We start from the raw sequence: 21,257 nt of genomic DNA, 5'->3' as shown, positions 1-21,257 counted from the left end.
ATCATCCGGCGACGCAGATCCTGCTCCGCTCGCCGGTAACTGACCCGCTGCTCGTCGCCTGGTCGAACGCGAGGAACCAGTTGGCACTCATCGCGTAGGTAGACCCGATGCTGCGCAACGTGTTGGTCGAGTAGGTGTACACCGGACCGGTCTTGAGCGTGCTCGCCGCGTTGCAGCTCGGGTACACGACGCTCGCGGTGCCGAGTCGAAGTCGCCCATGCATGGTCGTACCGAGCCACTTATAACTCCCTGACTGAACGCCGGCTGCAACATTGAGGCAGTGGCTTCCTCCGCCGATGACCACTCCGCAGCGTTCCGCGAGCGGACCGATCTCACCAGCCGCTGATGGCTCGGCCGCCTCAGACTCCGGGCCTTCGGCGGGGAAGCGCTCGAGCGCAGCCGTGTTGAGGCTCGTGATCTGGTGCACCGTCAGCATGAACGAGGGGTCGTCGCAGCTCGCACCGAACTGCACACTCGGAAAGCCGACTTTCCACTCCGGGGTCGCCTCGTTGTACTCGAGGATCAGGTCAAAGATCTCGCATCCCCATTGAGCGGCTCCCGCTTCCCAGGGGAAGTCCCGCCAATAACGTTGCATCGCTTTCCCGAACGCATCGGCGGCAACCAGTTCTGCGGCACTCGCATCAGGTGCCGACAGATCGGTCATCGCTGGAGGAACCGGGGCTGGGTTCGCCCGTTGGTATGCAGCGACGCGAGCTGCCGCTTCTGCACTCTCAACCGATGGCGCGGTCTCTGCGCTCGCGGCAACAGGAGGTGCAGCGAGCGCAAGGAGCGCCGCCCCGGAGGCGGCTAGGAGGGCGATGGCTCGTTTCGCACGAGGTGCAAACGTGCTGCGGGATCCCACTGTGCGTCCTGACATAGCCCGAACCTAGGTCACATCCGGGCTTGCGTCAAGCGCTTTGGGATTCCATGGGCGAGGGTGGTTCCCTGAGCCCGTCGAAGGGAATGAGTCGCTTCGACAAGCTCAGCGAACCAGGGCGGGCTCAGCGAACCAGGGCGGGCTCAGCGGACCGGTATGAGCTCAGCCGCCGTTCGTCAGCAGGCCCCAGACGCCGGAGCCGATGAAGTAGAGCGCGATCGCCCCGACCACGACCCAGATCATGATCCGCGAGTTCGACGGACGCTCGGGGTCCCGGTCGGGGCGATCGGCGCTCATCGTCACTTCACCAGCGGGAAGAGGATGGTCTCGCGGATGCCGAGGCCCGTGATCGCCATGAGCAGGCGGTCGATGCCCATGCCCATGCCGCCCGACGGCGGCATGCCGAACTCGAGCGCCCGCAGGAACTCCTCGTCGAGCTGCATCGCCTCGGGGTCGCCGCCCGCGGCGAGGGTCGCCTGGGCGACGAAGCGCTCGCGCTGGATGACCGGGTCGACGAGCTCCGAGTAGCCGGTGGCGAGCTCGAAGCCGCGCACGTAGAGGTCCCACTTCTCGACGACGCCCGGGATGGAGCGGTGCCCGCGCACGAGCGGCGAGGTGTCCTCCGGGAAGTCCATCACGAAGGTCGGCCGGACGAGCCCGCCCTTCACGTGGTGCTCCCACAACTCCTCGACGAACTTGCCGGGGATGGGGTGGTCGATCTCGATGCCCGCCGCCTCGGCGAGCTCCTCGAGCCGCGCCATCGGCGTCTCGGGCGTGATCTCCTCGCCGATCGCCTCGGAGAGCGAGCCGTACATCGAGATGCGGTCCCACTCGCCGCCGAGGTCGTACTCGGTGCCGTCGGCCCAGGTCACGACGTGCGAGCCGGAGACGGCGGCCGCGGCATCCTGGATCAGCTTCTGCGTGAGGTCGGCGATCGTCGTGTAGTCGCCGTAGGCCTCGTATGCCTCGAGCATCGCGAACTCGGGGCTGTGCGTGGAGTCGGCGCCCTCGTTGCGGAAGTTGCGGTTGATCTCGTAGACCCGCTCGATGCCGCCGACGACGGCGCGCTTCAGGTACAGCTCCGGCGCGATGCGCAGGTACAGCTCGGTGTCGAAGGCGTTCGAGTGCGTGACGAAGGGGCGGGCAGAGGCGCCGCCGTGCATGACCTGCAGCATCGGCGTCTCGACCTCGATGAAGCCGAGGCCCGTGAAGGTGTGCCGGAGGCTCGCGTTGACCTTCGCGCGGTCGACGACGTTCTTGCGGGCCTGCTCGCGGGCGATGAGGTCGAGGTAGCGCGAGCGCACCCGGGTCTCCTCGCCGAGCTCGTTGTGCAGGTTCGGCAGCGGCAGCACGGCCTTCGCCGCGATGCGCCACTCCTTCACCATGATCGACAGCTCGCCGCGGCGGCTGGTGATGACCTCGCCGGAGACGAAGAGGTGGTCGCCGAGGTCGACGAGCTCCTTCCACGCGGCGAGCGACTCCTCGCCGACCTCGGCGAGGGAGACCATCGCCTGGATGCGGCTGCCGTCGCCGGACTGCAGTGCCGCGAAGCAGAGCTTGCCGGTGTTGCGCAGGTGCACGACCCGACCGGCCACGCCGACGGTCTCGCCGGAGGCCTCGTCGACACCGAGACCGACGAAGCGGTCGCGCACCTCGGGGATCGTCGTCGTGATCGGCAGGCGCACCGGGTAGGCGCCGCCGCCGAGGTCGCTCGCCTCGTCGATCAGCCGCGCGCGCTTCTGGAGCCGCACGGCCTTCTGCTCCGAGATCTCCTCGGCCGTGGGTTCGGTGGGCTGGTTCGGCGTCTCGTCGGCCATGCTTCTCTCTCGTGGTTCTCGCGGATCGCGGTGCGCGCTCGGAATCGTGCGACCACCAGCCTACTTGCGGTCAGCCGAGCACGACGCGCCGGTTGTCGATCAGCCGGGTCGCGCCGACCCGAGCGGCGACGAGCGCGAGGGCGGGACCTGCCGCGTCGTCGGCCACGGGCAGGAAGGTGTCGGGGTCGACGATGACGAAGTAGTCGAGCTCGGCGCCGTCGTGATCGCCGAAGGCGGCGACCGCTTCGGCGAGCGCCTCCTGGGCGCCCTGCGGCGCCGCGGCGGCGGCCGCGGCGAGCGCCTCGGACAGCACGAGCGCCGTGCGGCGCTCCGGCTCGCCGAGGAAGCGGTTGCGGCTGGAGAGCGCGAGTCCGTCGGCCTCGCGCACCGTCTCGACGACCTCGATGTCGAGGGGGAAGTCGAGTTCGCGGACCATGCGGCGCACGAGGTGCACCTGCTGGGCGTCCTTCTGGCCGAACACGGCGACGTCGGGCTGCACGATGTGGTAGAGCTTCGCGACGACCGTGAGCATGCCGTCGAAGTGCCCCGGCCGGGAGGCGCCCTCGTAGAGCCCGCCGACCTCGCCCGCGACGATGCGCGTCTGCGTCGGGCCGTGGGGATACATCTCGTCGACGGCGGGGGCGAACACGAGCGCCGTCCCGGTGCCGCGGAGCGCGGCGACGTCGGCGTCGAGGGTGCGCGGGTAGCGTTCGAGGTCCTCGTTCGGCCCGAACTGCAGCGGGTTCACGAAGATCGAGACGACGACGAGCTCGGCGAGCTCGCGGGCGCGCGCGACGAGCGCGAGATGGCCGTCGTGCAGGGCGCCCATGGTCGGGACGAAGGCGACGGATGCCCCGCCGGCCCGCGCCTCGGCCACGCGGGCCCGGAGCTCGGCGATCGTGCCGACGACGGCGGGCGGGTCGGCGGGCGAGTCGGCGGGCGGATCGGCGGGCGTCGTATCGTTCACCAGGGTCCTCCAGGGGGATCGTCGTGCTCGCCGGGCTCGCCGAGGGCGGCCGGCCCGTCGAGCCCCGGTCCCTCGTCGTGCCGGGCCAGGGCGTTCTCGACCGCGCTGCGCACGAGCGGGGCGAGCACGGCGCCCGGGCGGCTCACGCCGAGCCCGCCGAGGATGCCGCTCGCCTGGTCGACGATCGCCGAGGAGAACGAGACCGCCGTGTCGATCGCCTCGGCGTAGGCCGGGCGCGCCGACTCCTCGACGACGAACGGTTCGCCGCCCATCTCCACGACGAGCGCCTGCGCGATCGGCAGCACGGGCGCGGGCGCGGTGACGGCGAACCACGCCCCCGCGAGCCGGGCGAGGTCGATGCTCGTGCCGGTGAAGCTCATCACCGGGTGCACGGCGAGCGGGATGGCACCGGCCCGACGGGCGGGATCGAGCACCCCGGCGCCGTACTCGGCGGCCGTGTGCAGCACGAGCTGCCCCGGCTGCCAGTCGCCCGTCGCGGCGAGGCCGTCGACGAGGGCGGGCAGCTCGGCGGCCGGCACGGCGAGCAGCACGAGCTCGCTGCGACGGACGACTTCGGGGGTGGTCAGCACGGGGACGCCGGGCAGCATCGCGTCGGCGCGGTCCCGGCTCGAGTCGGAGACGGCGGTCACACCGGTGAGGGCGTGCCCCGCCCCGCCGAGTGCGGCGGCCAGCACGGCGCCGACCCGGCCGGCCCCGACGGTGCCGACCCCGAGTCGCCCGGCGCGCTCAGGCATCCGCCGTCTCCCGGCCCCAGTGCTGCGAGCGGTCCTCGTTCGCGCGCTCGACCGCCTCGTCGGCGAGGTGCGCGAAGAGCGCCTCGCCGGCCTCGCGCTCGATGACGGGCAGGCTCGGCACGACGGGGCCGACGACGGTGTGCAGGCGGAGCTCGGCGAGCCCGAGCCCCCGTCGCACCGGCCCGGCGGAGAGGGCCACCGACTGCATCCGCGCGAGCGGCACGAGCACGAGCCGCCGCACGAGCGAGCCGCGCCGCAGCAGGGCGATGCCGTCGGACACCGACCAGCCGATGCGCCGCCACGAGAAGGGGTGCAGCCAGGCGCCCCGCTTCGGCGTCGCCGAGAAGCGGTCGCCCTCACGTCCGGCGCGCCCGGTGAGCCCGCTGCCGATCTGCGCGGCGACGGGCCCGCCCTCGGCCGCCTCGGGCAGCAGCAGGGCGATGACGCGCTGCACGTCCTCGGCGGTGCCGACGGGCAGCACCTGCGTGCGCTGCGCCGCCTCCGAGCCGTTCGTCACGGACTGGCCGGCGACGTTGATGCGCACCGACCACCAACCGAAGGGGCGCCAGAAGATCCACTGCGTCGCCTCGACCGCGTGGATGCGGCCGGGCGGGAGGGTGTGGTTCGCCGTCGACAGCAGGCCGTAGCCGACCCGCACGCCGTCGGGCGTGCCCGCGATCGAGTAGCGCAGCGACTTCGTGATGCGCGACCAGAGGTAGCTCACGATGCCGATCGCGGCCGGGACGAAAGTGAACAGCATCCAGAGCTGCCGGCTGACGATGCCCGCCACCACGATGCCGGCGAGCGCGAGCATCCACAGCGCGGCGCCGCCGAGCAGCGTCGAGCCGACGATGCGCCCGACGGGGATGTGCACGACCGACTCCGGCGGGGCGAGCTCGGGATCGAGCTCGGGGGCCAGGAACTCGTCGACCCGCTGGCCGACGATCGCGCCCGCGCGCGAGCCGATCGTGGGCGGCTCGGCGGACGGCGCGGCGCCCGGCAGCGGCTCGGGGATGCCGGGGACGGTGACCGCCTCGCCGCTCGCGACCGTCGGCAGCGCGACGGCCGGAGCCGGGCCGTTCTTCGTCGCCCGCGCCCCGGAGGCGAGGCGCAGGATGTCGCGGCGCAGGCCGTCGGTGAGCGAGGAGCCGAGGTAGGCGAGCTGCATGTTGCCCGACTGGCCGGCCACCTGCACCTCGAGCTTCGCGGCGCCGAACAGGCGGGCGAACACCGGGCGGGTGATGTTGATGCCCTGGATGCGGTCGAGCCTGGCGCTGCGGTGCGAGCGGAACAGGATGCCGCTGCGCACCTCGACCGCCTCGGGCGTGATGCGGAAGGTGTGCATCCGCCAGGACAGCCAGAACCCGGCGATCACGAGCACGACGACGAGCAGCACGCCGAGCAGCGCCCAGCCGACGAGGTTGTTCGCGACGATGCCGCCGATCGGGTCCCGGCCCCAGTCGTTCTCGTCGCTCCACTCGCCGAAGCCGTCGTCGAGCTGGCCGGGGGCGAAGATCACGAGGAAGAACTCGACGACCCGCTCGCGCAGGTTCGCGATCACGAAGCCCGCGATCGCGATGAACACCAGGCCGCCGCGCAGCAGCGGGCTCGCCGGGTGCAGCCGGTGCCACTCGCCGTCGGCGAGGTCGACGACGGGCTTCGCGGGGGCGGCTCCGCTCACAGGCCCGCCCGCCGGGACTCGGCGAGCGCGACGAGCTCGTCGCGCAGCCGGTCGGCCTCCGCCTCGGGGATGCCGGGGACGGTGACCGCCGTGGCGGCCGCGGCGGTCACGAACTTCAGCTCGGCGAGGCCGAGCGCGCGGGCGACGGGCCCGCGGGTGATGTCGACGAGCTGCATGCGGCCGTAGGGCACCGCGACCTGGCGATGGAACATGATGCCGCGGCGGAACAGCAGGTCGTCCTCGCGGAGGCGGTAGCCGATCGAGCGCACCCGGCGGGGCTCGAAGGCGATCGCGATGATCGCGACGAGCGCGACGGCGCCGGCGGCCCACGGCGCCCACCAGAGTCCCCAGAGCGAGAAGGCGACGAGCAGGGCGGCCACGATGATCGCGGTCGTGATGATCGAGCCGATCACCTCGACGACGAGGTACTTCGGCGAGACGCGGCGCCATTCGGCATCGGGCGTGAAGCGGTGCGCGGGCTGAGCAGGGGCGGGCTGCTCGGGGGCGGGCTGCTCGGGGTGGACGGGCTGCTCAGTGTGGTCAGGCTGCTCAGTGTGGTCAGGCTGCTCAGGGTGGTCCGACTGCTCAGGCATGGGCGGGCTCTTCATCCTCGGGATCGTCGGGTGGAAGGGTGCAGAAGTGCTCGGCGACGAGGCCGGCGGCGAGCAGCAGCACGGCGCCGATCGCCGTCGCCGCGGCGAGCCAGACGGTGCCCGCCTGGGGCACCACGGTGCGGCTCAGCAGGAAGAGGGTGATGCCGAGCCCGAGGCCGGCGACGAGCGCGCCGCTCAGGCTGCACGCCTTCGCGAGCACGGCGACGCGCATCGCGCGGAACGGGTCGACCCGGCGCCCGGTGCCCTTGACCGCGCGGCGGATCGGCCAGGCGAGGGCGACGACGACCGCGCCGACGCCGACGAGGGTGATCGGCAGCGAGACCGGCGGCACGAGCGCGTTGCCGCCCGCGGAGACGATCGCGAGGTCGCCGAGGTAGCCGAGCACGAGGCCGAGCGCCACGAACGCGACGATCACGGGGGCGTGGGTGCGCTTCATCGGCGGCGCACCTCGTCGCTGGCCGCGGCGCGGAGCTCGGCCACCGTGCCTCGGCCCGCGACGACCGCGTCGGGGTCGACGTCGAGCCAGGGCTGCAGCACGAAGGCCCGCTGCCAGGCGCGCGGATGCGGCAGTTCGAGCCGGGCGTCGGCGAACCGGGCACCGCCGTAGTCGATGAGGTCGAGGTCGAGCGTGCGGTCGCCCCAGCGCTCCTCGCGCACCCGCCCGTGGGCCTGCTCGAGCCCCTGCAGCACGTCGAGGAGGGCGAGCGGGGCGAGCTCGGTCTCGACGAGCAGCACGCCGTTGAGGTAGCCCGGGGCGTCGTGGTCGACGCCGGAGAGCTTGATGGCCGGCGTCTCGTAGACGGGCGAGACCGCGACGAGCTCGACGCCCGGGGTGTCGGCGAGCTCGGCGGCGGCCTGGGCGATGGTCGCCTCGCGGTCGCCGAGGTTCGCGCCGAAGGCGATGACGGCCCGGGTCACGCGCGGCTCCTCGTGATGGTGACGGCGACGTCGTCGAAGGGCACGCGGATGGGCGCCTGCGGCTTGTGCACCGTCACCTCGACGGCCTCGGCCGCCTCGAAGCCGAGGGCGATCTGCGCGACCCGCTCGGCGACGGTCTCGATGAGGTCGACGGGGTCGCGCTCGACGCCGTGCACGACGGCCTCGGCGAGCTCGCCGTAGTGCACGGTGCGCGCGAGCTCGTCGCCGCGGGCCGCTGCGGCGAGGTCGACGAGCACGGTCACGTCGATGACGAACTCCTGGCCGTCGGCGCGCTCGAAGTCGAAGACGCCGTGGTGCGCGAACACGCGCAGCCCGGTCAGGGTGATCCGGTCTCCCCCGGTGCGCGCGTCAACCACGTGCTCCATGCTGCCATGCTCCGAGGACGTCGAGGGCGAGCCGGGTCGCCGCGACGTCGTGCACGCGCACCGCCCAGGCCCCGGCCTGCGCCGAGAGCACGCTCACGACGGCGGTGGGCAGGTCCCGCTCCTCGACCGGGGCGCCCTCGGGCAGCAGCCCGCCGAGGAAGCGCTTGCGGGACGCGCCGACGAGCACGGGGAAGCCGAGGGCCTGCAGCTCGCCGAGCCCGGCGAGCAGCTGCCAGTTGTGCTCCGCGCGCTTGGCGAAGCCGAGCCCGGGGTCGAGCACGATCCGCTCGGGGGCGACGCCCGCGGCGACGAGGGCGTCGACCCGGGCGGCGAGCTCGTCGCGCACCTCGCGCACGACGTCGTCGTACTCGGCGAGCCCCTCCATGCGGTCGGAGTGGCCGCGCCAGTGCATCGCGACGTAGCGGGCGCCGCTCGCGGCGGCGATCTCGGCCATGGCCTCGTCGGCGAGGCCGGCGGAGACGTCGTTGATGAGCTCGGCCCCGGCCGCGACGGCGGCCTGCGCGGTCGCGGCGCGCATCGTGTCGACGCTCACCCGGTGGCCGCGGGCGGCGAGCTCGGTGACGACGGGGATGACCCGGCGCAGCTCCTCCGCGGGTTCGACCCGCGCGGCGCCGGGGCGAGTCGACTCGCCGCCGACGTCGAGCAGCTCGGCGCCGGCCGCCGCGAGCTCGAGGCCGTGCGCGATGGCGAGCTCGGGGTCGAACCAGCGTCCGCCGTCGCTGAAGGAGTCGGGCGTCACGTTCACGACGCCCATCACGAGCGGCGTCGAGGGCGCGGTCGGCTCCTCAGTCACGCCGGGCCCCGATGAGGGCGACGATCTCGGCCCGGGCCGCGGGCTCGGCGAGTGCGCCGCGGCTCGCGATGGTCACCGTCGAGCTGCGCTCCTGGCGGGAGCCGCGGGTCGTGACGCAGCGGTGCTGCGCGTCGAGCACGACGAGCACGCCCTTCGGCTCCAGGCCCGTCTCGAGCGCGTCGGCGATCTCCTCCGCGAGGCGCTCCTGCAGCTGCGGACGGCTCGCGAGCGTGTCGACGACGGCAGGGATGCGGCCGAGGCCGACCACGCGGTCGCCGGGGAGGTAGGCGACGTGCGCCGTGCCGACGAAGGGCAGCAGGTGGTGCTCGCACACCGAGCGGAAGTCGAGGTCGCGCAGCACCACCGCGTCCGAGGTCGTCGGGGTGTCGGCATCCGCCCCGCCCTTCGCCCGGCGGATGCCGGCGTCGAGCGGGACCGCGTCGGCCAGGTGCACGAGGGGGTCGACGGCGAGACCGCCGAAGAACTCCGCGTACGCCTCCGCCACCCGCTGCGGGGTGCGGGCGAGCCCGGGCCGCGCCGGGTCCTCGCCGATCGCGAGCAGGATCTCGCGCACGGCGCGCGCGATGCGCTGCTGGTCGACGCCGGGTGTCGTCATCCCCGCCCCGTCACGGCTCAGGCCGTCGCCGGCCGCGGGTTCGACCGCGGCGCCGTCGGCTCGGCCGCGGGCTCCTCGGGCGTCACGTCGGAGTCGATGCCGCCGTCGACGAGCCCGGCGTCGATCGGCATCTTCTCGGTCGGGAACGCGATCGGCGGCACGTCGGACACCGGGCGCTTGTCGCTCGACAGCCACAGCGGGCGCTCGGGGAGCTTGCGCACGTCCTTGAAGATCTCGGCGATCTGGTTGTGGTCGAGGGTCTCCTGCTCGAGGAGCTCGGCCGCCAGCTTGTCGAGGATGTCGCGGTTGTCGTTCAGCACCTGCCAGGCCTCGTCGTGCGCCTGCTCGATGAGCGTGCGCACCTCGGCGTCGACCTTCTCGGCGATGCCCTCGGAGTAGTCGCGCTGGTGGCCCATGTCGCGGCCCAGGAACATCTCGCCCGAGGACTGGCCGAGCTTCACCGCGCCGACGTTCGCCGACATGCCGTACTCGGTGACCATCTTGCGGGCGGTCGCCGTGGCCTTCTCGATGTCGTTCGACGCACCGGTCGAGGGGTCGTGGAACACGATCTCCTCGGCGACGCGGCCGCCCATCGCGTAGGTGAGCTGGTCGAGCAGCTCGTTGCGGGTCACGGAGTACTTGTCCTCCAGCGGCAGCACCATCGTGTAGCCGAGGGCGCGGCCGCGGGGCAGGATCGTGATCTTCGTGACCGGGTCGGTGTAGTTCATCGCCGCCGCCGCGAGGGCGTGGCCGCCCTCGTGGTAGGCCGTGATGAGCTTCTCCTTGTCCTTCATCACGCGGGTGCGGCGCTGCGGGCCGGCGATCACGCGGTCGACGGCTTCGTCGAGGGCGCGGTTGTCGATGAGCTGCGCGTTCGAGCGGGCCGTGAGCAGGGCCGCCTCGTTCAGCACGTTCGCGAGGTCGGCGCCGGTGAAGCCCGGCGTCTTGCGCGCGAGCACCTCGAGGTCGACGCCCTTCGCGAGCGGCTTGCCCTTCGAGTGCACCTCGAGGATCTTCTGCCGGCCCTTGAGGTCGGGCGCATCGACGCCGATCTGGCGGTCGAAGCGGCCAGGGCGCAGCAGCGCCGGGTCGAGGATGTCGGGGCGGTTCGTCGCCGCGATGAGGATGACGTTCGTCTTGGGGTCGAAGCCGTCCATCTCGACGAGCAGCTGGTTCAGCGTCTGCTCGCGCTCGTCGTGGCCGCCGCCCATGCCGGCGCCGCGGTGGCGGCCGACGGCGTCGATCTCGTCGACGAAGATGATGGCCGGGGCGTTCTGCTTGGCCTGGTCGAAGAGGTCGCGCACGCGGCTCGCGCCGACGCCGACGAACATCTCGACGAAGTCGGAGCCCGAGATCGAGTAGAAGGGCACGCCCGCCTCGCCGGCGACGGCGCGCGCGAGCAGGGTCTTGCCGGTGCCGGGAGGGCCGTAGAGCAGCACGCCCTTGGGGATGCGCGCGCCCACCGCCTGGAACTTCGCCGGCTCCTTCAGGAACTCCTTGATCTCGTGGAGCTCCTCGATGGCCTCGTCGGCGCCCGCGACGTCGTCGAAGGTGACCTTCGGGCTCTCCTTCGAGACGAGCTTCGCCTTCGACTTGCCGAACTGCATGACGCGGTTTCCGCCGCCCTGCATGCCCGAGAGCATGATCCAGAAGAAGAGGCCGATGAGCAGCAGCGGCAGCAGGATGCCGAGCATCGAGAGGAACCAGTTCGGCTGCGGCACCTCGTCGTTGAAGCCGTCCTTCGGGTTCGCGTCGTCGACGGCCGCGATCACGTCGGCGCCGCGAGGCGTGACGTAGTAGAACTGCACCTGCGTGCCGAGCTTCTCGTCGGCCTTCGCGAGCGTGAGGTCGACCCGGTTCTCACCGTCGACGATCTTGGCGGCGGCGACCTTGCCGTCCTTCAGGAGCTCGAGGCCCTCCTGCGTGGACACCTCTTTGAACCCGGAGGCCGTGATGAGGCTCGCACCGATCCACACCACGATCGCGGCGATCAGGATGTAGATGACCGGTCCGCGCAGGATCTTCTTCATGTTCATGGTGCTGCCAGGCTACCGTTCACCCGCTGATCGCTGGCCGTATGTTCGCTGAGGGCTGCGCAGCAGTCCCGAAGCGGACCATGGGCATTGCCGCTGAGGGCTGCGCAGCAGTGCGGGCCTAGCTGTAGACGTGCGGCGCGAGGATCGCGACGTCGCGCAGGTTGCGGTAGCGCTCCGCGTAGTCGAGGCCGTAGCCGACGACGAACTGGTTCGGGATGTCGAAGCCGAGGTAGCGCACGTCGACCTCGACCTTGGCGGCGTCGGGCTTGCGCAGCAGGGCGCAGACCTCGACGGACGCGGCGCCGCGCGAGCGCAGGTTCTCCAGCAGCCAGCTGAGGGTGAGGCCCGAGTCGATGATGTCCTCGACGATGAGCACGTCGCGGCCGGTGAGGTCGGTGTCGAGGTCCTTCAGGATCTTCACGACGCCGGAGGACTGGGTGCCGGCGCCGTAGCTCGACACGGCCATCCAGTCCATGTTCAGGTGCGGCCGCAGCTCGCGCGCGAGATCGGCCATGACCATGACCGCGCCCTTCAGCACGCCGACGAGCAGCAGGTCGCGCCCCTCGTAGTCGGCCTCGATGCGCCGGGCGAGCTCAGCGAGCTTCGCGTGGATCTCGGATTCGGTCACCAGGACTTCGGTGAGGTCGCCCTCGATGTCGCTCGCGTGCATGGAACGATCCTAGGCGACGCCGCGCCCCGATCCGTGCCCCGGTCAGTGATCGTGCGGCAGGATCTCGGTCGCGCCGGTCGCCGAGAACACGACGTGCGCCCCCGCGCGGGTCGCGACGGCCCCGCCCGGCAGGGCGACCGGGCCCTGTCCGTGCCAGTCGGTCACGAGCCGGGCGACCTCGAGCGTCTGCACCCGGCTGAGCGCGACGCCGAACTCGCTGCCGACGACGTGCCGGATGATGCGCTGGCGGAGGGCCGCGGGATTGGCGGCGAGCACCGCGGCCGAGACGGCGATGCCGGCCTCGGCGGGCTCGCAGATCTCCTCGATGAACTCTTCGAGCTGCTCGTCGAAGGCCGCCTCGTCCTCGCGGAGCTGCTCGGCGGTGCGGGCGAGCGCCTCGGCGATGCCCGGTCCGAGCTCGGCCTCGAGCACGGGGAGCACGCGCTCGCGCACCCGCACCCGGGCGTAGCCGGGGTCGGTGTTGTGCGGGTCGTCCCAGACGTCGAGCCCCGCGTCGAGGCACGCCTGCCGCGTCGTCTCGCGGCGGAGGCCGAGGAGCGGCCGCACGTAGCGGCCGGCGCGCTGCGGCATGCCCATGAGGCTCGCTCCCCCGGCGCCGCGGGCGAGGCCGAGCAGCACCGTCTCGGCCTGGTCGTCGAGCGTGTGGCCGAGCAGCACGATGGCCGCCCCGGTCTCGGCGGCGACCGCGTCGAGCGCGGCGTAGCGGGCGGCGCGGGCGGATGCCTCCGGCCCCTGGCCGGCGGCCGGCACCTCGACGCGGCGCACGAGCACGGGATCGAGCCCGAGCTCCCGGGCCTGGGCGGCGGCGCGCTCGGCGACCGCGGCCGAGCCCGCCTGCAGTCCGTGGTCGACGACGACGGCACCGGCGCGCCATCCCGCCCGCGGCGCCTCGAACGCCGTTGCCGCCGCGAGCGCGAGGGAGTCGGCGCCACCGGAGAGCGCGACGAGCGCGAGCGGCGGGGTCGCGCCGGTCTCGTCGGGATCGACGGGCTCGAGCACGGCGCGCACGGCGCGGCGGGCATCGGCGATCGGCGGCGTGAGGCGCGGGCGGCGCTCCGAGGCATCCGTGCGGTCGTCTGAAGGCATCGAGGTAACCTTATTCCGCCGCGCGCCACGTGCCCGGCGGGACTTCACACAAGGAGAGCACATGGGCGAGTACAACGCCGTCATCGAGATCCCGAAGGGGAGCCGCAACAAGTACGAGGTCGACCACGAGACCGGCCGGGTCTTCCTCGACCGCGTGCTCTACACGGGCTTCGTCTACCCCACCGACTACGGCTTCTTCGAGAACACGCTGGGCGACGACGGCGACCCGCTGGACGTGCTGGTGCTGCTCGAGTACCCGCTGTTCCCCGGCGTGGGCGTGAAGGTGCGCCCGGTCGGCGTCTTCCACATGACCGACGACGGCGGCGGCGACGCGAAGGTCATCGCGGTGCCCGCGGGCGACCCGCGCTGGAACCACATCCAGGACGTCGACACCATCCCCGAGTACACGAAGAAGGAGATCGAGCACTTCTTCGAGCACTACAAGGACCTCGAGCCCGGCAAGTGGGTCAAGACCGAGGGCTGGGCGAACGCGGCCGAGGCCGAGGCGCTCATCCAGAAGGCGTTCGAAGCCTTCCCCGGCCACTGAGCCGAGCCGAGACACAGGAAGGGGGCGAGCCGATCGGCTCGCCCCCTTCGTCGTCTGCTGCGAGCGGCTCAGCCGGTCGGGCGGGCGGCCGCCGAGGGGCTGCCCCAGATGAAGTACTCGCGCACAGGGACGCCCTCGCGCGGCGCCTCGAGGATGCGCCCGCCGCCGAGGTAGATCGCGACGTGGTAATAGTCGCCGCCGGATCCCCAGAACAGCAGGTCGCCGCGCTGGATGCTGCCGAGCGACACCGCCTTCCCCTGGCCCGCGAGCGTGTAGTACTGGTTCGTCGCCGAGTGCGTGCCGACGTAGATGCCCGCGTAGCCGTAGGCCATCTTCGTGAGGCCGGAGCAGTCCCAGACGTCCGGGCCGGCGCCGCCGAGGCGGTAGGGCTCGCCGAGCTGCTGCGAGGCGTACCAGATGGCCGACTCGACCGCGCCCTGGTTCGGCGGCTTCGGGGTGGTCGGCTTCGGGGGCGTCGTCGGCGTCGGGGTCGTGCCGCCGCCACCGGTGTTGCCGCCACCGGTGTTGCCCCCGCCCGTGTTCCCACCGCCGGTGTTCCCCCCGCCGGTGTTGCCGCCGCCCGTGGCGGGCGGGTCGGGCCGCAGGGCCTCCTCGGCCTCTTCGCGGGCGATGCCTTCCACCCGCTCGCGCTCGAGCTCGGCGGTGGTGTCCTTGAGGCGGGCGAGCTGGGCGTAGAGCTCCGAGGAGCGGCGCTCCTGCTCCGCGACCGCCGCGGTCGCGGCATCCGCCTTCGACTGGGCGTCGTCGTACTGGGACTTCGCGTCGTCGGCGAGCTTCTTGCGCTCCTTCGCGGCGGCGTCGGCCTGCTCGCGCAGCGAGTCGGCCGCGTTGCGGTCGGCGAGCGCCTGCTCGTAGACCGAGGTCGACTGCTCGCCGAGCTTCGACGCCATGCCCAGCTGCTTCAGCAGCCCAGCGCTGTCGCCCGAGAAGACGAGCGAGGTGGTCAGGTCGTTGCCGCCGGCCTTCGCGAGGTGCGCGGCGATGAGCCCCGCCCGCATCTTCGAGATCTCGGCGACGGCCTCGGCCTCGTCGGCCTGCTTGCCGAGCGAGGCCTCGCGCTCGACCGCCTCGTCGCGTTCGATCACGGTCTGCCGGTACGCCTCGGCGGCGATCTGCGAGTCGCGCACCGCGGCATCCGCCGTCGCCTGCAGCCCCGCGAGCAGTTCGCCGAGCCGGGCGATCTCCGCCTGCTTGGTCTGCTCGTTCTGCTTCGCCTGCTCGATCTCGCCCCACGACGGGTAGTCGACGGCGAAGGCGGGGGCGCCGGAGACGCCGAGCGACGCCGTCACGGCGCCGACGGCGACCGCGGAGAACACGGTCGCGGGCTTCACCCGGGAGACCGGGCGGGTACGGTTCTCAGCCAAGGTTCACTCCTCGTGCCGACATGAAGGGGCCGGGATTGATGCGGTCCCAGCCGTCCCAGACCTCGAAGTGCAGGTGGCAGCCGGTGGAGGCGCCCGTCGTGCCGCTCCATGCGATCTGCTGGCCGGCCGAGACCCACTGCCCCGCGCCGACGAGGATGCCGCCCTCGCGGATGTGCGCGTAGCCGGTCGAGATGTTGCCGCCGTGGTTGATCTTCACGTAGTTGCCGTAGCTGCCGCTCCAGCCCGCGATCGAGACCGTGCCGCTGTTGGCCGCGTAGATCGGCGCCCCGCAGCCGGTGGCGATGTCGTAGGCGTAGTGGAAGCCGCTCGAGCAGTAGCCGCCGCCGCAGATGATCGGGCGCGCACCGTAGCCGTCGGAGATGTAGCCGGAGGCCGGACGGGCCCAGCCCGAGCTCGCCACGGTGCCCGGGGAGCCGGCCGCGAGCGCCTCGCGGCGGCGCTTCTCCTCCTCGGCCTTCCGGATGCGCTCGCCCTCCTGGTAGGCCGCCGTGGTCTTCGCCTCGGTGTCCTTCATGAACTTCAGCTGCTGGTCGAGCTCGACCTTCCTCGTCTGCGACTCGCTCAGCGCGGCCTCCGCGGCCGCCTGCGCCTCCTGGGCCGCGGCGAGCGCGTCCTGCGCGGCGATGCGGAGCTTCTCGCGCTCGGCCTTGGCGACCTCGGCCTGCTCGCCGAGCGATTCCGCGTCGTTCGACTTGGACTGGGCGCTGCGGTACACCTCGGAGGTGCGCTCGACCATCTTCTCCATGTTGCCGAGCTTGGAGAGGAGGGCATCGGTCGCGAACTCGTCGCCCGACTCGAGGAAGAGGTCGACGCTCAAGTCGCCGCCGCCGGAGCGGTAGAGCTGCGCCGCGACCTGGCCGGCGTTCTTCTTGGCGTCGGCGGCCTCGGCCGCGGTCTCCTCGGCGAGCTGCTCGATCTCGCCGGCCTTGCGGGCAGCGTCGTCGTAGCGCTGCTGCGCGTCGAGGAACTCGGCCATCCGCTTCTCGGCCTCGGCGCGCGTCGTCGCGACGTTCTGCTCGAGCTGGGCGATGAGCGAGGTGATCTCGGCGACCGCGTCGGCGGCGGCCGCGGTGTCGGCCTTCGCCGCCTGCAGCTCGTCCCACGTCGGGTAGTCGGCGGCCATAGCCGGGCTCGCGCCCAGCACCGTGCCGGTGACCGCGAGCCCCGCGGCGAGCAGGGTCGCCAGGGCACGGCGCAGCCGCGCCGGGGTCCGGCGCTTCGTCGTCGGGCGGTTGACTGTGGTTCGGTACATGGTTCCCCGTCCACGCGGGCTCGGGCCCCCGCGCCGTTCTGTGTTCGAGCTGGTGTTCGAGCTCGGTGTTCGAGCTCGGTGCTGGAGCTTCTGGTTCAAGCTCAGCTTGAGGCGATCAGAGCCACGATAGGCATGGATTCACGGGGCGAACGGCATTTCGGCGGGCATGTCCAAGGGGCGCCGGCCCGCGGTGAGAACGGTCGCCGGCCTCGTTTTGGAATCTCGGCGGGAAACCCGTATGCTTGGCTGTCGGCGGGAGAGCGCAAGCACTCCCACCCGGCCCCATCGTTTAGTGGCCTAGGACACCGCCCTTTCACGGCGGCAGCACGGGTTCGAATCCCGTTGGGGTCACTCTCGAAGGTTTTACAATTGAATAGTCTCATTACGAGGCCCTGTGGCGCAGTTGGTTAGCGTGCCGCCCTGTCACGGCGGAGGTCGCGGGTTCAAGTCCCGTCAGGGTCGCTCAGGCGACAAGCCCTTTCCCTTTCGAGAGAAGGGGCTTTCTCCTTATCGAGGCACCGTTTCATCGGATGCCCCGAGGCTCTGTAGCTCAGTTGGTAGAGCGTTCGACTGAAAATCGAAAGGTCACCGGATCGATGCCGGTCGGAGCCACAGCGAAACCCCCGCGAGAGCGGGGGTTTCTTGTTTCATGGCGCTTGGGGCCAACGAGCGACTTATCCCTTTGCCCGCCACGCCTCCGGCCATCCCCAGCGCGCGAAGTACGCATCGACCGCGAGCGGCGAGGACTGATCGATCGCCAGCCACTCCGACGCCGCTTTGCGGCCGATCTCATCCGTCATCCGCTCGGACAGCGGCCCACGTGGGTCGTCGGCGAGGTCGCCGATCTCCATCCAGAGGCGGTACGCGGCCCCACTGTGCGCGCAGTCGAAGTACTCGTCGATGAACTGACCGGCACCGTCCATAACGATGTCGTAGGTGCGCCGCGCTCCTCTGTTGAGGACCGCTTCGGCCACGGCACTCATCGCCGCCCGAAACCGCGCCTCAAGCTCCGCGCTACTCATCCTGCTTCCACCCATTCCGGCACTCGCCCGTCCGGCGGTGCTGATCCGACGATAGCGCCGGCCAAGTACGTTGCAGACGCATCGGCGCACCGAGTCGGTACGCTCCAGTCATGAGCGTGGATGCCGGGCGAGCAGCCGATCCGTTCCGTGCGCAGCTCGACGCACGGTGGGAGGCCTACCTCGCGACCGGCGAGCGCGCGGACGACCACGCGCGCTGGCTCGAGGCGGCCCTCGCCTCGTACCGCGACGAGGTTGTGCACTTCGGGGCGCAGCTCCTGAACGACTGCACGAGACGACCATGGGACGCAGCGGTCGCGCAGCGCGCGTTCGAGAGGTACCGGGCCGAGGCGCAGCGCTACGATGCCGATCCCGACGCATGGGAGGCGGCATTCTGGGGCCGGCTTCGCGATCGGTCGCCCGAGCTCTACGCCCGGTTCGCTGGCAGGATGCCGTAGCTTCACCCCTCCGCGGCCCAATACGATCTGCATGTGGACGGACTCGCGAACGGCCTGAAGCGCCTCGATGCGGCGCAGACGACGGAACAGCTGATCGATGCGCTGTGGGACCTGCGCGACTCCGCGTACGACGAGCCCGAGCGCTGGCGCACGTTCACCGCCGAGGACCTGCTGCAGCGTCTGACCTCTGCACTGGAGCGCGACGACGCCGTCGAACCTGCCATCGAGGTTCCAGCGCCAGCGCTCGGACAGGCCCTGGCGCGAGCGCTCGACCCCCAACCACGCGACCGGTCGCGCTCAAGTGACCAGGCACCCGGCGCGGAGGAGCAGCAATGAAGATCGGACTGGCGGCGATGGGCGTCGGCGCGGCGGCCCTCGCGACGGCCGGGGTCGTGCTCATCCTGCTCCCGGCGCCGAGCGCGTCGTTCGGATGGTTCGCCTATCAGCCCCTCGCCGATTTCGGCTTCGTCGGCGGCTTGTCGCCGGTGTCGCCCGAGCGCATCTGGGGCGTCGCCCTGCTCGTGCTCGCGGTCGCGGTCGGCGCCTTCGCCGCCGGCTGGGCGCTGGGCAGCGCCCGCACCCGCAAGCTCGAACGGAGCACCCGAGCATGACCACGACCCCAGTGAATACCTGGGCCCCGCCGAGCAATCGCCCGGCGACGACCGCCCGGAAGCTCGCGCCGTGGACCATCGCGGTCGCAGCCGTATTCTGGCTCGTGCCGATCGTCCTCACGTTCGTCCCGTCGCCGACCGTCCAGACGATCGGGCTGATCGTCGTCTGGATCGGGTTCCTCCCCTATCTGGGCCTCACCGTGACCACGATCGTGTTCGCGGCGAAGGGGCTTGCGAGCGCCGGCCGGCTCGGTGGTCTCGGCCGTTCGGACGCCCGGTTCGCCCTCGTCGCAACGATCGTCATGTTCGTCGCGGCGCCCGTCGCCGCGGTCGTGTTGGCAGTCCTCGCGTCGCTGCTGTTCAGCTGAACGGGCGGGGATGCCTCCCGGCATCCCCGCCCGCTTCATGCGCCGCTCACGCCACTCGGATTACTGGAACAGCGTGGCGTCCGCCGCGAGTCGAGTGATCTTGACCGTCGCCGTGTTCGACGACGGCGCCTGGATCCGGAGGAACACGCGGCGCGTCGAGGCGAGACCGAGCTGGAAGGTCGGGTTCGCGAAGATGCGCCCGTCGGGGCCGGCGACGGCCCGCTCCACGAAGTGCGGCGACTCCGCACCGGTCGAGACGTCGGAGAGGATGAACCAGATGTCGAGTGCCTGACCCGCCGCGGCCTGGGCGTACACGTGGCCTGTGACGAACAGACGGCCGACGTCGGGCGTCGCCGCGATGTTCGCGTCGGTGCCGTTCGCGTTCTTCAGCTGGGTGGCCTGGTTGATGGCGAGGGTGAAGTCGCCTCGGTAGTCGTCGCGGGTCGGGTAGCTCTTGGCCATGTCGTCTCCTGTTTCTGGTGCGTTGAGTCGCTGATCGATGTACGGGATGGGATCGAAGTGGTCGCTCCAGTAGGAGCCGGAGCCGCGGGTCGCGGCCGAGCTCCAGCCCATCGTGAGGTGGAGGTGGGGTGCGTAGCTGAAATCGCTCGTCGCAGTCCCGCCCACGCGACCGACGATCGCGCCGCGAGCGATGGTCTGCCCGACGCTCACGTTGCGGTCGGTGAGGTGGCAGTAGCCGCTGTAGGCGCCGTCGGCGTGTTTGATGGTGACGACGTTGCCGAGCCCCTCATACCAGGCGCTCCAGTCGACGACGCCCTCGGCGATCGCCGGCACCGGGGCGAGGTTCTGCGCCGCCGGCCCGTTGTAGTCGGCCCCTCGGTGCGGCGCCCCATTGCGGAACGGGGGCGGCGGCTCCATGCCGTACGGATCGGACGCGTCGTAGTTGGCGGCCTTGGGGAACGGATGCTGATAGCGAACCATGCGCCCTCCTTTCATTCGTGTTCGTGTTTCGTACTGTTGGGATGAATTCGGGCCCCGCGTCCGGAACCCTGTTCTTCGAAGACATGTTCGAAACTACGGAGCGGGGCGACGGCGCGCATACCCGACACGCCGCCGCGATATCCGCCCGTAGAATCGGATTCGTGCCCGCACCGCAGCAGCCCTCGACGGCATCGAAGCCCGAGCAGGCGCCGAAGCCCTCGAAGGCCGCGTCGACACGTGCCGCGATCCTCGGGGCGGCGACGGAGCTGCTGAGCGAGCACGGCGTGCGCGGGGTGACGGTCGAGGCGGTCGCCGAGTCCGCCGACGTCTCGCTCGGGCTGCTCTACTACCACTTCGAGAACCGGCAGGACCTGGTGCGGGCGGCGCTCGCGGAGGCGCTCGACCACTATGCGTACCGGCGCCCGCCGCAGGAGCTGCCGCCGGCCGAGCGGCTGCGCACGGCGCTCAGCCAGCACATCGGCGTCGACGCCGAGGCTGCCCGCCAGGACCGGGTATATGCCGAGGCGATGCGGGCGGCGGCGTTCGACCCGGCCATCCGCCCGGCCCTCGCGAGGACGCTCGAAGGCTGGAACGGCGGGATGACCCGGCTCGTTACGGCGGCGGTGCCGCAGCTCGCCGAGACGCACCCGGAGGCGCCGGCCGAGACGGCGACGGCGCTCACGGCGCTCGTCGACGGGCTGCAGCAGCGGGTGCGCTCCTCACTGCTGCCCGCCGAGCGCGGGCTCGAGCTGCTCGCCCTGGCCACGGGCGCGGTCCTCGCAGACGGGGCGACGGATGCCGACTGACGCGAAGGCGCAGAAGCCCGCCTCCAAGCGCGACCGCATCCTCGCCGCCGCGGCGCAGGTGATCGGCGAGCGCGGCCTCGACGCGTTCGTGGTCAAGGACATCACGGCGCGCGCCGGCGTCACCTCGCAGCTGACGTACTACCACTTCCCCAACCGGCAGGCGCTCGTGCGCGGGGTGTTCCAGTACGCCGCAGAGAGGGCGCCCTCGGTGAACCTGCTGCACCGCGACCGCGAGGCGAGCGGCTACGAGGCGCTGCGCGGTGCGCTGCACGCGGAGTTCGACGACTCCCCCGAGGTGCGCGACCTCAACCTCATCTGGAACGAGGTGACCGCGCTGCCCATCGAGGACCCCGAGCTCGCCGAGGCGGTGCGGCGGGCGACCGAGCGGTGGAACGAGCAGGTCACCATCGGCATCCTGCGCGGCCTCGCCGACGGCTCGATCGAGACGGCCGCGGCACCGCAGGCCGTGGCCGAGCTCCTGACGGCCCTGGTCGAGGGGCTCAGCCAGCGCTGGCTCGCCGGCCTCATCGGCCCGGACGACGCCCGCCGGACCCTCGACGTGGTGCTGTCGACGATCCGGCGGGCGTGAT

The 21,257-nt window shown here is 71.8% G+C and carries 26 protein-coding genes and 3 tRNA genes; 10 read left to right on the top strand and 19 right to left on the bottom strand.

The annotated features are described in order from the left end of the window. Position 1 precedes the first annotated feature (1 nt). The 15 genes from MTP13_RS08680 to tilS form a co-directional block, all read right to left on the bottom strand. Entirely contained in the window at positions 2–664 is a 663-nt protein-coding gene (locus MTP13_RS08680) for a hypothetical protein (RefSeq protein WP_243570676.1), read from the bottom strand. A 375-nt stretch (positions 665–1,039) separates the two neighbouring features. After that, on the bottom strand, positions 1,040–1,174 hold the full coding sequence (locus MTP13_RS18205) for a hypothetical protein (RefSeq protein ID WP_279399773.1): 135 nt from the start codon (positions 1,172–1,174) through the stop codon (positions 1,040–1,042). Positions 1,175–1,176: 2 nt separating this feature from the next. Beyond that, complete coding sequence (gene lysS, locus MTP13_RS08675) at positions 1,177–2,694, bottom strand: lysine--tRNA ligase (RefSeq protein WP_243570675.1); 1,518 nt, start codon at positions 2,692–2,694, stop codon at positions 1,177–1,179. Positions 2,695–2,764: 70 nt separating this feature from the next. Beyond that, positions 2,765–3,661 carry a pantoate--beta-alanine ligase gene (gene panC, locus MTP13_RS08670; RefSeq protein ID WP_243570674.1) on the bottom strand — a complete coding sequence of 299 codons (897 nt, stop codon included), beginning with the start codon at positions 3,659–3,661 and terminating at the stop codon, positions 2,765–2,767. Then, positions 3,658–4,416, bottom strand: coding sequence for a Rossmann-like and DUF2520 domain-containing protein (locus tag MTP13_RS08665; protein WP_243570673.1), 759 nt, complete (start codon positions 4,414–4,416; stop codon positions 3,658–3,660). Before MTP13_RS08665 ends, panC begins: the two co-directional genes overlap by 4 nt. Further along, positions 4,409–6,097, bottom strand: coding sequence for a PH domain-containing protein (locus MTP13_RS08660; RefSeq protein ID WP_243570672.1), 1,689 nt, complete (start codon positions 6,095–6,097; stop codon positions 4,409–4,411). The genes MTP13_RS08665 and MTP13_RS08660 overlap by 8 nt, the downstream gene beginning before the upstream one ends. After that, positions 6,094–6,690, bottom strand: a complete 597-nt coding sequence (locus MTP13_RS08655; protein WP_243570670.1) for a PH domain-containing protein — start codon at positions 6,688–6,690, stop codon at positions 6,094–6,096. Before MTP13_RS08655 ends, MTP13_RS08660 begins: the two co-directional genes overlap by 4 nt. Next, positions 6,683–7,147, bottom strand: coding sequence for a DUF3180 domain-containing protein (locus MTP13_RS08650; RefSeq protein ID WP_243570669.1), 465 nt, complete (start codon positions 7,145–7,147; stop codon positions 6,683–6,685). Before MTP13_RS08650 ends, MTP13_RS08655 begins: the two co-directional genes overlap by 8 nt. Beyond that, positions 7,144–7,629 carry a 2-amino-4-hydroxy-6-hydroxymethyldihydropteridine diphosphokinase gene (folK, locus tag MTP13_RS08645; RefSeq protein ID WP_243570668.1) on the bottom strand — a complete coding sequence of 162 codons (486 nt, stop codon included), beginning with the start codon at positions 7,627–7,629 and terminating at the stop codon, positions 7,144–7,146. Before folK ends, MTP13_RS08650 begins: the two co-directional genes overlap by 4 nt. Further along, the gene (gene folB / locus MTP13_RS08640) at positions 7,626–8,015 is read right to left on the bottom strand and encodes a dihydroneopterin aldolase (RefSeq protein ID WP_243570667.1); all 390 of its coding nucleotides are present in this window, start codon (positions 8,013–8,015) and stop codon (positions 7,626–7,628) included. The genes folK and folB overlap by 4 nt, the downstream gene beginning before the upstream one ends. After that, a complete protein-coding gene (gene folP / locus MTP13_RS08635; protein WP_243570788.1) occupies positions 7,999–8,790 on the bottom strand; it encodes a dihydropteroate synthase in 792 nt (263 codons plus the stop codon). The genes folB and folP overlap by 17 nt, the downstream gene beginning before the upstream one ends. A 31-nt stretch (positions 8,791–8,821) precedes the next feature. Further along, entirely contained in the window at positions 8,822–9,445 is a 624-nt protein-coding gene (gene folE / locus MTP13_RS08630; protein WP_243570666.1) for a GTP cyclohydrolase I, read from the bottom strand. A gap of 17 nt (positions 9,446–9,462) precedes the next feature. After that, positions 9,463–11,481, bottom strand: coding sequence for an ATP-dependent zinc metalloprotease FtsH (ftsH, locus tag MTP13_RS08625; RefSeq protein WP_243570665.1), 2,019 nt, complete (start codon positions 11,479–11,481; stop codon positions 9,463–9,465). Between the two features lie 118 nt (positions 11,482–11,599). Next, positions 11,600–12,151 carry a hypoxanthine phosphoribosyltransferase gene (gene hpt / locus MTP13_RS08620; RefSeq protein WP_243570664.1) on the bottom strand — a complete coding sequence of 184 codons (552 nt, stop codon included), beginning with the start codon at positions 12,149–12,151 and terminating at the stop codon, positions 11,600–11,602. 42 nt (positions 12,152–12,193) lie between these two features. Next, the gene (gene tilS, locus MTP13_RS08615) at positions 12,194–13,258 is read right to left on the bottom strand and encodes a tRNA lysidine(34) synthetase TilS (protein ID WP_243570663.1); all 1,065 of its coding nucleotides are present in this window, start codon (positions 13,256–13,258) and stop codon (positions 12,194–12,196) included. A gap of 61 nt (positions 13,259–13,319) precedes the next feature. On the opposite strand from tilS, the gene ppa reads away from it, so the two are divergent. Further along, positions 13,320–13,805: an inorganic diphosphatase gene (ppa, locus tag MTP13_RS08610; protein WP_243570662.1), complete on the top strand. Its 486-nt coding sequence runs from the start codon at positions 13,320–13,322 to the stop codon at positions 13,803–13,805. Positions 13,806–13,873: 68 nt separating this feature from the next. Here the strand turns inward: ppa and MTP13_RS08605 are convergent, their stop codons facing one another. Beyond that, the gene (locus MTP13_RS08605) at positions 13,874–15,190 is read right to left on the bottom strand and encodes a C40 family peptidase (protein ID WP_243570660.1); all 1,317 of its coding nucleotides are present in this window, start codon (positions 15,188–15,190) and stop codon (positions 13,874–13,876) included. Next, positions 15,183–16,463, bottom strand: a complete 1,281-nt coding sequence (locus MTP13_RS08600; RefSeq protein ID WP_243570659.1) for a M23 family metallopeptidase — start codon at positions 16,461–16,463, stop codon at positions 15,183–15,185. The genes MTP13_RS08605 and MTP13_RS08600 overlap by 8 nt, the downstream gene beginning before the upstream one ends. 278 nt (positions 16,464–16,741) lie before the next feature. On the opposite strand from MTP13_RS08600, the gene MTP13_RS08595 reads away from it, so the two are divergent. The 3 genes from MTP13_RS08595 to MTP13_RS08585 all read left to right on the top strand — a co-directional run bounded on the left by MTP13_RS08595 (position 16,742) and on the right by MTP13_RS08585 (position 17,075). Next, a tRNA-Glu gene (locus tag MTP13_RS08595) sits at positions 16,742–16,814 on the top strand. Between the two features lie 37 nt (positions 16,815–16,851). Then, positions 16,852–16,925 (top strand) — tRNA-Asp (locus tag MTP13_RS08590). A 77-nt stretch (positions 16,926–17,002) separates the two neighbouring features. Further along, positions 17,003–17,075: transfer RNA gene (locus MTP13_RS08585), tRNA-Phe, on the top strand. 62 nt (positions 17,076–17,137) lie between these two features. Here MTP13_RS08585 and MTP13_RS08580 read toward each other — a convergent pair. Beyond that, positions 17,138–17,437, bottom strand: a complete 300-nt coding sequence (locus MTP13_RS08580) for a hypothetical protein (protein ID WP_243570657.1) — start codon at positions 17,435–17,437, stop codon at positions 17,138–17,140. Positions 17,438–17,595: 158 nt separating this feature from the next. Between MTP13_RS08580 and MTP13_RS08575 the strand changes: the two genes are divergently transcribed. From MTP13_RS08575 to MTP13_RS08560, 4 genes are read left to right on the top strand one after another with little or no spacing between them, the layout of a single operon-like run. Beyond that, positions 17,596–17,940 carry a hypothetical protein gene (locus tag MTP13_RS08575; protein WP_243570656.1) on the top strand — a complete coding sequence of 115 codons (345 nt, stop codon included), beginning with the start codon at positions 17,596–17,598 and terminating at the stop codon, positions 17,938–17,940. 33 nt (positions 17,941–17,973) lie between these two features. Next, positions 17,974–18,276: a hypothetical protein gene (locus MTP13_RS08570; protein ID WP_243570654.1), complete on the top strand. Its 303-nt coding sequence runs from the start codon at positions 17,974–17,976 to the stop codon at positions 18,274–18,276. Beyond that, positions 18,273–18,551: a hypothetical protein gene (locus MTP13_RS08565; RefSeq protein WP_243570653.1), complete on the top strand. Its 279-nt coding sequence runs from the start codon at positions 18,273–18,275 to the stop codon at positions 18,549–18,551. Before MTP13_RS08570 ends, MTP13_RS08565 begins: the two co-directional genes overlap by 4 nt. After that, on the top strand, positions 18,548–18,919 hold the full coding sequence (locus MTP13_RS08560) for a hypothetical protein (RefSeq protein ID WP_243570651.1): 372 nt from the start codon (positions 18,548–18,550) through the stop codon (positions 18,917–18,919). Before MTP13_RS08565 ends, MTP13_RS08560 begins: the two co-directional genes overlap by 4 nt. Positions 18,920–18,979: 60 nt before the next feature. Here MTP13_RS08560 and MTP13_RS08555 read toward each other — a convergent pair whose 3' ends face one another. Then, positions 18,980–19,861 (bottom strand): M23 family metallopeptidase, encoded by an 882-nt coding sequence (locus MTP13_RS08555; protein WP_243570650.1) that lies wholly within the window; start codon positions 19,859–19,861, stop codon positions 18,980–18,982. A gap of 161 nt (positions 19,862–20,022) precedes the next feature. Here MTP13_RS08555 and MTP13_RS08550 point away from each other — a divergent pair, with 161 nt between their 5' ends. Further along, positions 20,023–20,667, top strand: a complete 645-nt coding sequence (locus MTP13_RS08550; protein WP_243570648.1) for a TetR/AcrR family transcriptional regulator — start codon at positions 20,023–20,025, stop codon at positions 20,665–20,667. Then, entirely contained in the window at positions 20,657–21,256 is a 600-nt protein-coding gene (locus MTP13_RS08545) for a TetR/AcrR family transcriptional regulator (protein WP_243570647.1), read from the top strand. The genes MTP13_RS08550 and MTP13_RS08545 overlap by 11 nt, the downstream gene beginning before the upstream one ends. Position 21,257 lies beyond the last annotated feature (1 nt).

The organism is Agromyces soli (genome assembly GCF_022811605.1).
Classification (GTDB): domain Bacteria; phylum Actinomycetota; class Actinomycetes; order Actinomycetales; family Microbacteriaceae; genus Agromyces; species Agromyces soli.
Note: the sequence above shows the minus strand (reverse complement) of the source record. Positions and strands in the feature narration are given on the sequence as shown.

What these genes read in the sequence shown, in the direction of transcription:
- MTP13_RS08680 (WP_243570676.1), bottom strand. Translation starts at nt 664, where the DNA reads ATGACCGATCTGTCGGCACCTGATGCGAGTGCCGCAGAACTGGTTGCC.
- MTP13_RS18205 (WP_279399773.1), bottom strand. Translation starts at nt 1,174, where the DNA reads ATGAGCGCCGATCGCCCCGACCGGGACCCCGAGCGTCCGTCGAACTCG.
- lysS (WP_243570675.1), bottom strand. Translation starts at nt 2,694, where the DNA reads ATGGCCGACGAGACGCCGAACCAGCCCACCGAACCCACGGCCGAGGAG.
- MTP13_RS08665 (WP_243570673.1), bottom strand. Translation starts at nt 4,416, where the DNA reads ATGCCTGAGCGCGCCGGGCGACTCGGGGTCGGCACCGTCGGGGCCGGC.
- MTP13_RS08655 (WP_243570670.1), bottom strand. Translation starts at nt 6,690, where the DNA reads ATGCCTGAGCAGTCGGACCACCCTGAGCAGCCTGACCACACTGAGCAG.
- MTP13_RS08650 (WP_243570669.1), bottom strand. Translation starts at nt 7,147, where the DNA reads ATGAAGCGCACCCACGCCCCCGTGATCGTCGCGTTCGTGGCGCTCGGC.
- folB (WP_243570667.1), bottom strand. Translation starts at nt 8,015, where the DNA reads ATGGAGCACGTGGTTGACGCGCGCACCGGGGGAGACCGGATCACCCTG.
- folP (WP_243570788.1), bottom strand. Translation starts at nt 8,790, where the DNA reads ATGGGCGTCGTGAACGTGACGCCCGACTCCTTCAGCGACGGCGGACGC.
- folE (WP_243570666.1), bottom strand. Translation starts at nt 9,445, where the DNA reads ATGACGACACCCGGCGTCGACCAGCAGCGCATCGCGCGCGCCGTGCGC.
- ftsH (WP_243570665.1), bottom strand. Translation starts at nt 11,481, where the DNA reads ATGAACATGAAGAAGATCCTGCGCGGACCGGTCATCTACATCCTGATC.
- hpt (WP_243570664.1), bottom strand. Translation starts at nt 12,151, where the DNA reads ATGCACGCGAGCGACATCGAGGGCGACCTCACCGAAGTCCTGGTGACC.
- tilS (WP_243570663.1), bottom strand. Translation starts at nt 13,258, where the DNA reads ATGCCTTCAGACGACCGCACGGATGCCTCGGAGCGCCGCCCGCGCCTC.
- ppa (WP_243570662.1), top strand. Translation starts at nt 13,320, where the DNA reads ATGGGCGAGTACAACGCCGTCATCGAGATCCCGAAGGGGAGCCGCAAC.
- MTP13_RS08600 (WP_243570659.1), bottom strand. Translation starts at nt 16,463, where the DNA reads ATGTACCGAACCACAGTCAACCGCCCGACGACGAAGCGCCGGACCCCG.
- MTP13_RS08575 (WP_243570656.1), top strand. Translation starts at nt 17,596, where the DNA reads ATGAGCGTGGATGCCGGGCGAGCAGCCGATCCGTTCCGTGCGCAGCTC.
- MTP13_RS08565 (WP_243570653.1), top strand. Translation starts at nt 18,273, where the DNA reads ATGAAGATCGGACTGGCGGCGATGGGCGTCGGCGCGGCGGCCCTCGCG.
- MTP13_RS08560 (WP_243570651.1), top strand. Translation starts at nt 18,548, where the DNA reads ATGACCACGACCCCAGTGAATACCTGGGCCCCGCCGAGCAATCGCCCG.
- MTP13_RS08555 (WP_243570650.1), bottom strand. Translation starts at nt 19,861, where the DNA reads ATGGTTCGCTATCAGCATCCGTTCCCCAAGGCCGCCAACTACGACGCG.
- MTP13_RS08545 (WP_243570647.1), top strand. Translation starts at nt 20,657, where the DNA reads ATGCCGACTGACGCGAAGGCGCAGAAGCCCGCCTCCAAGCGCGACCGC.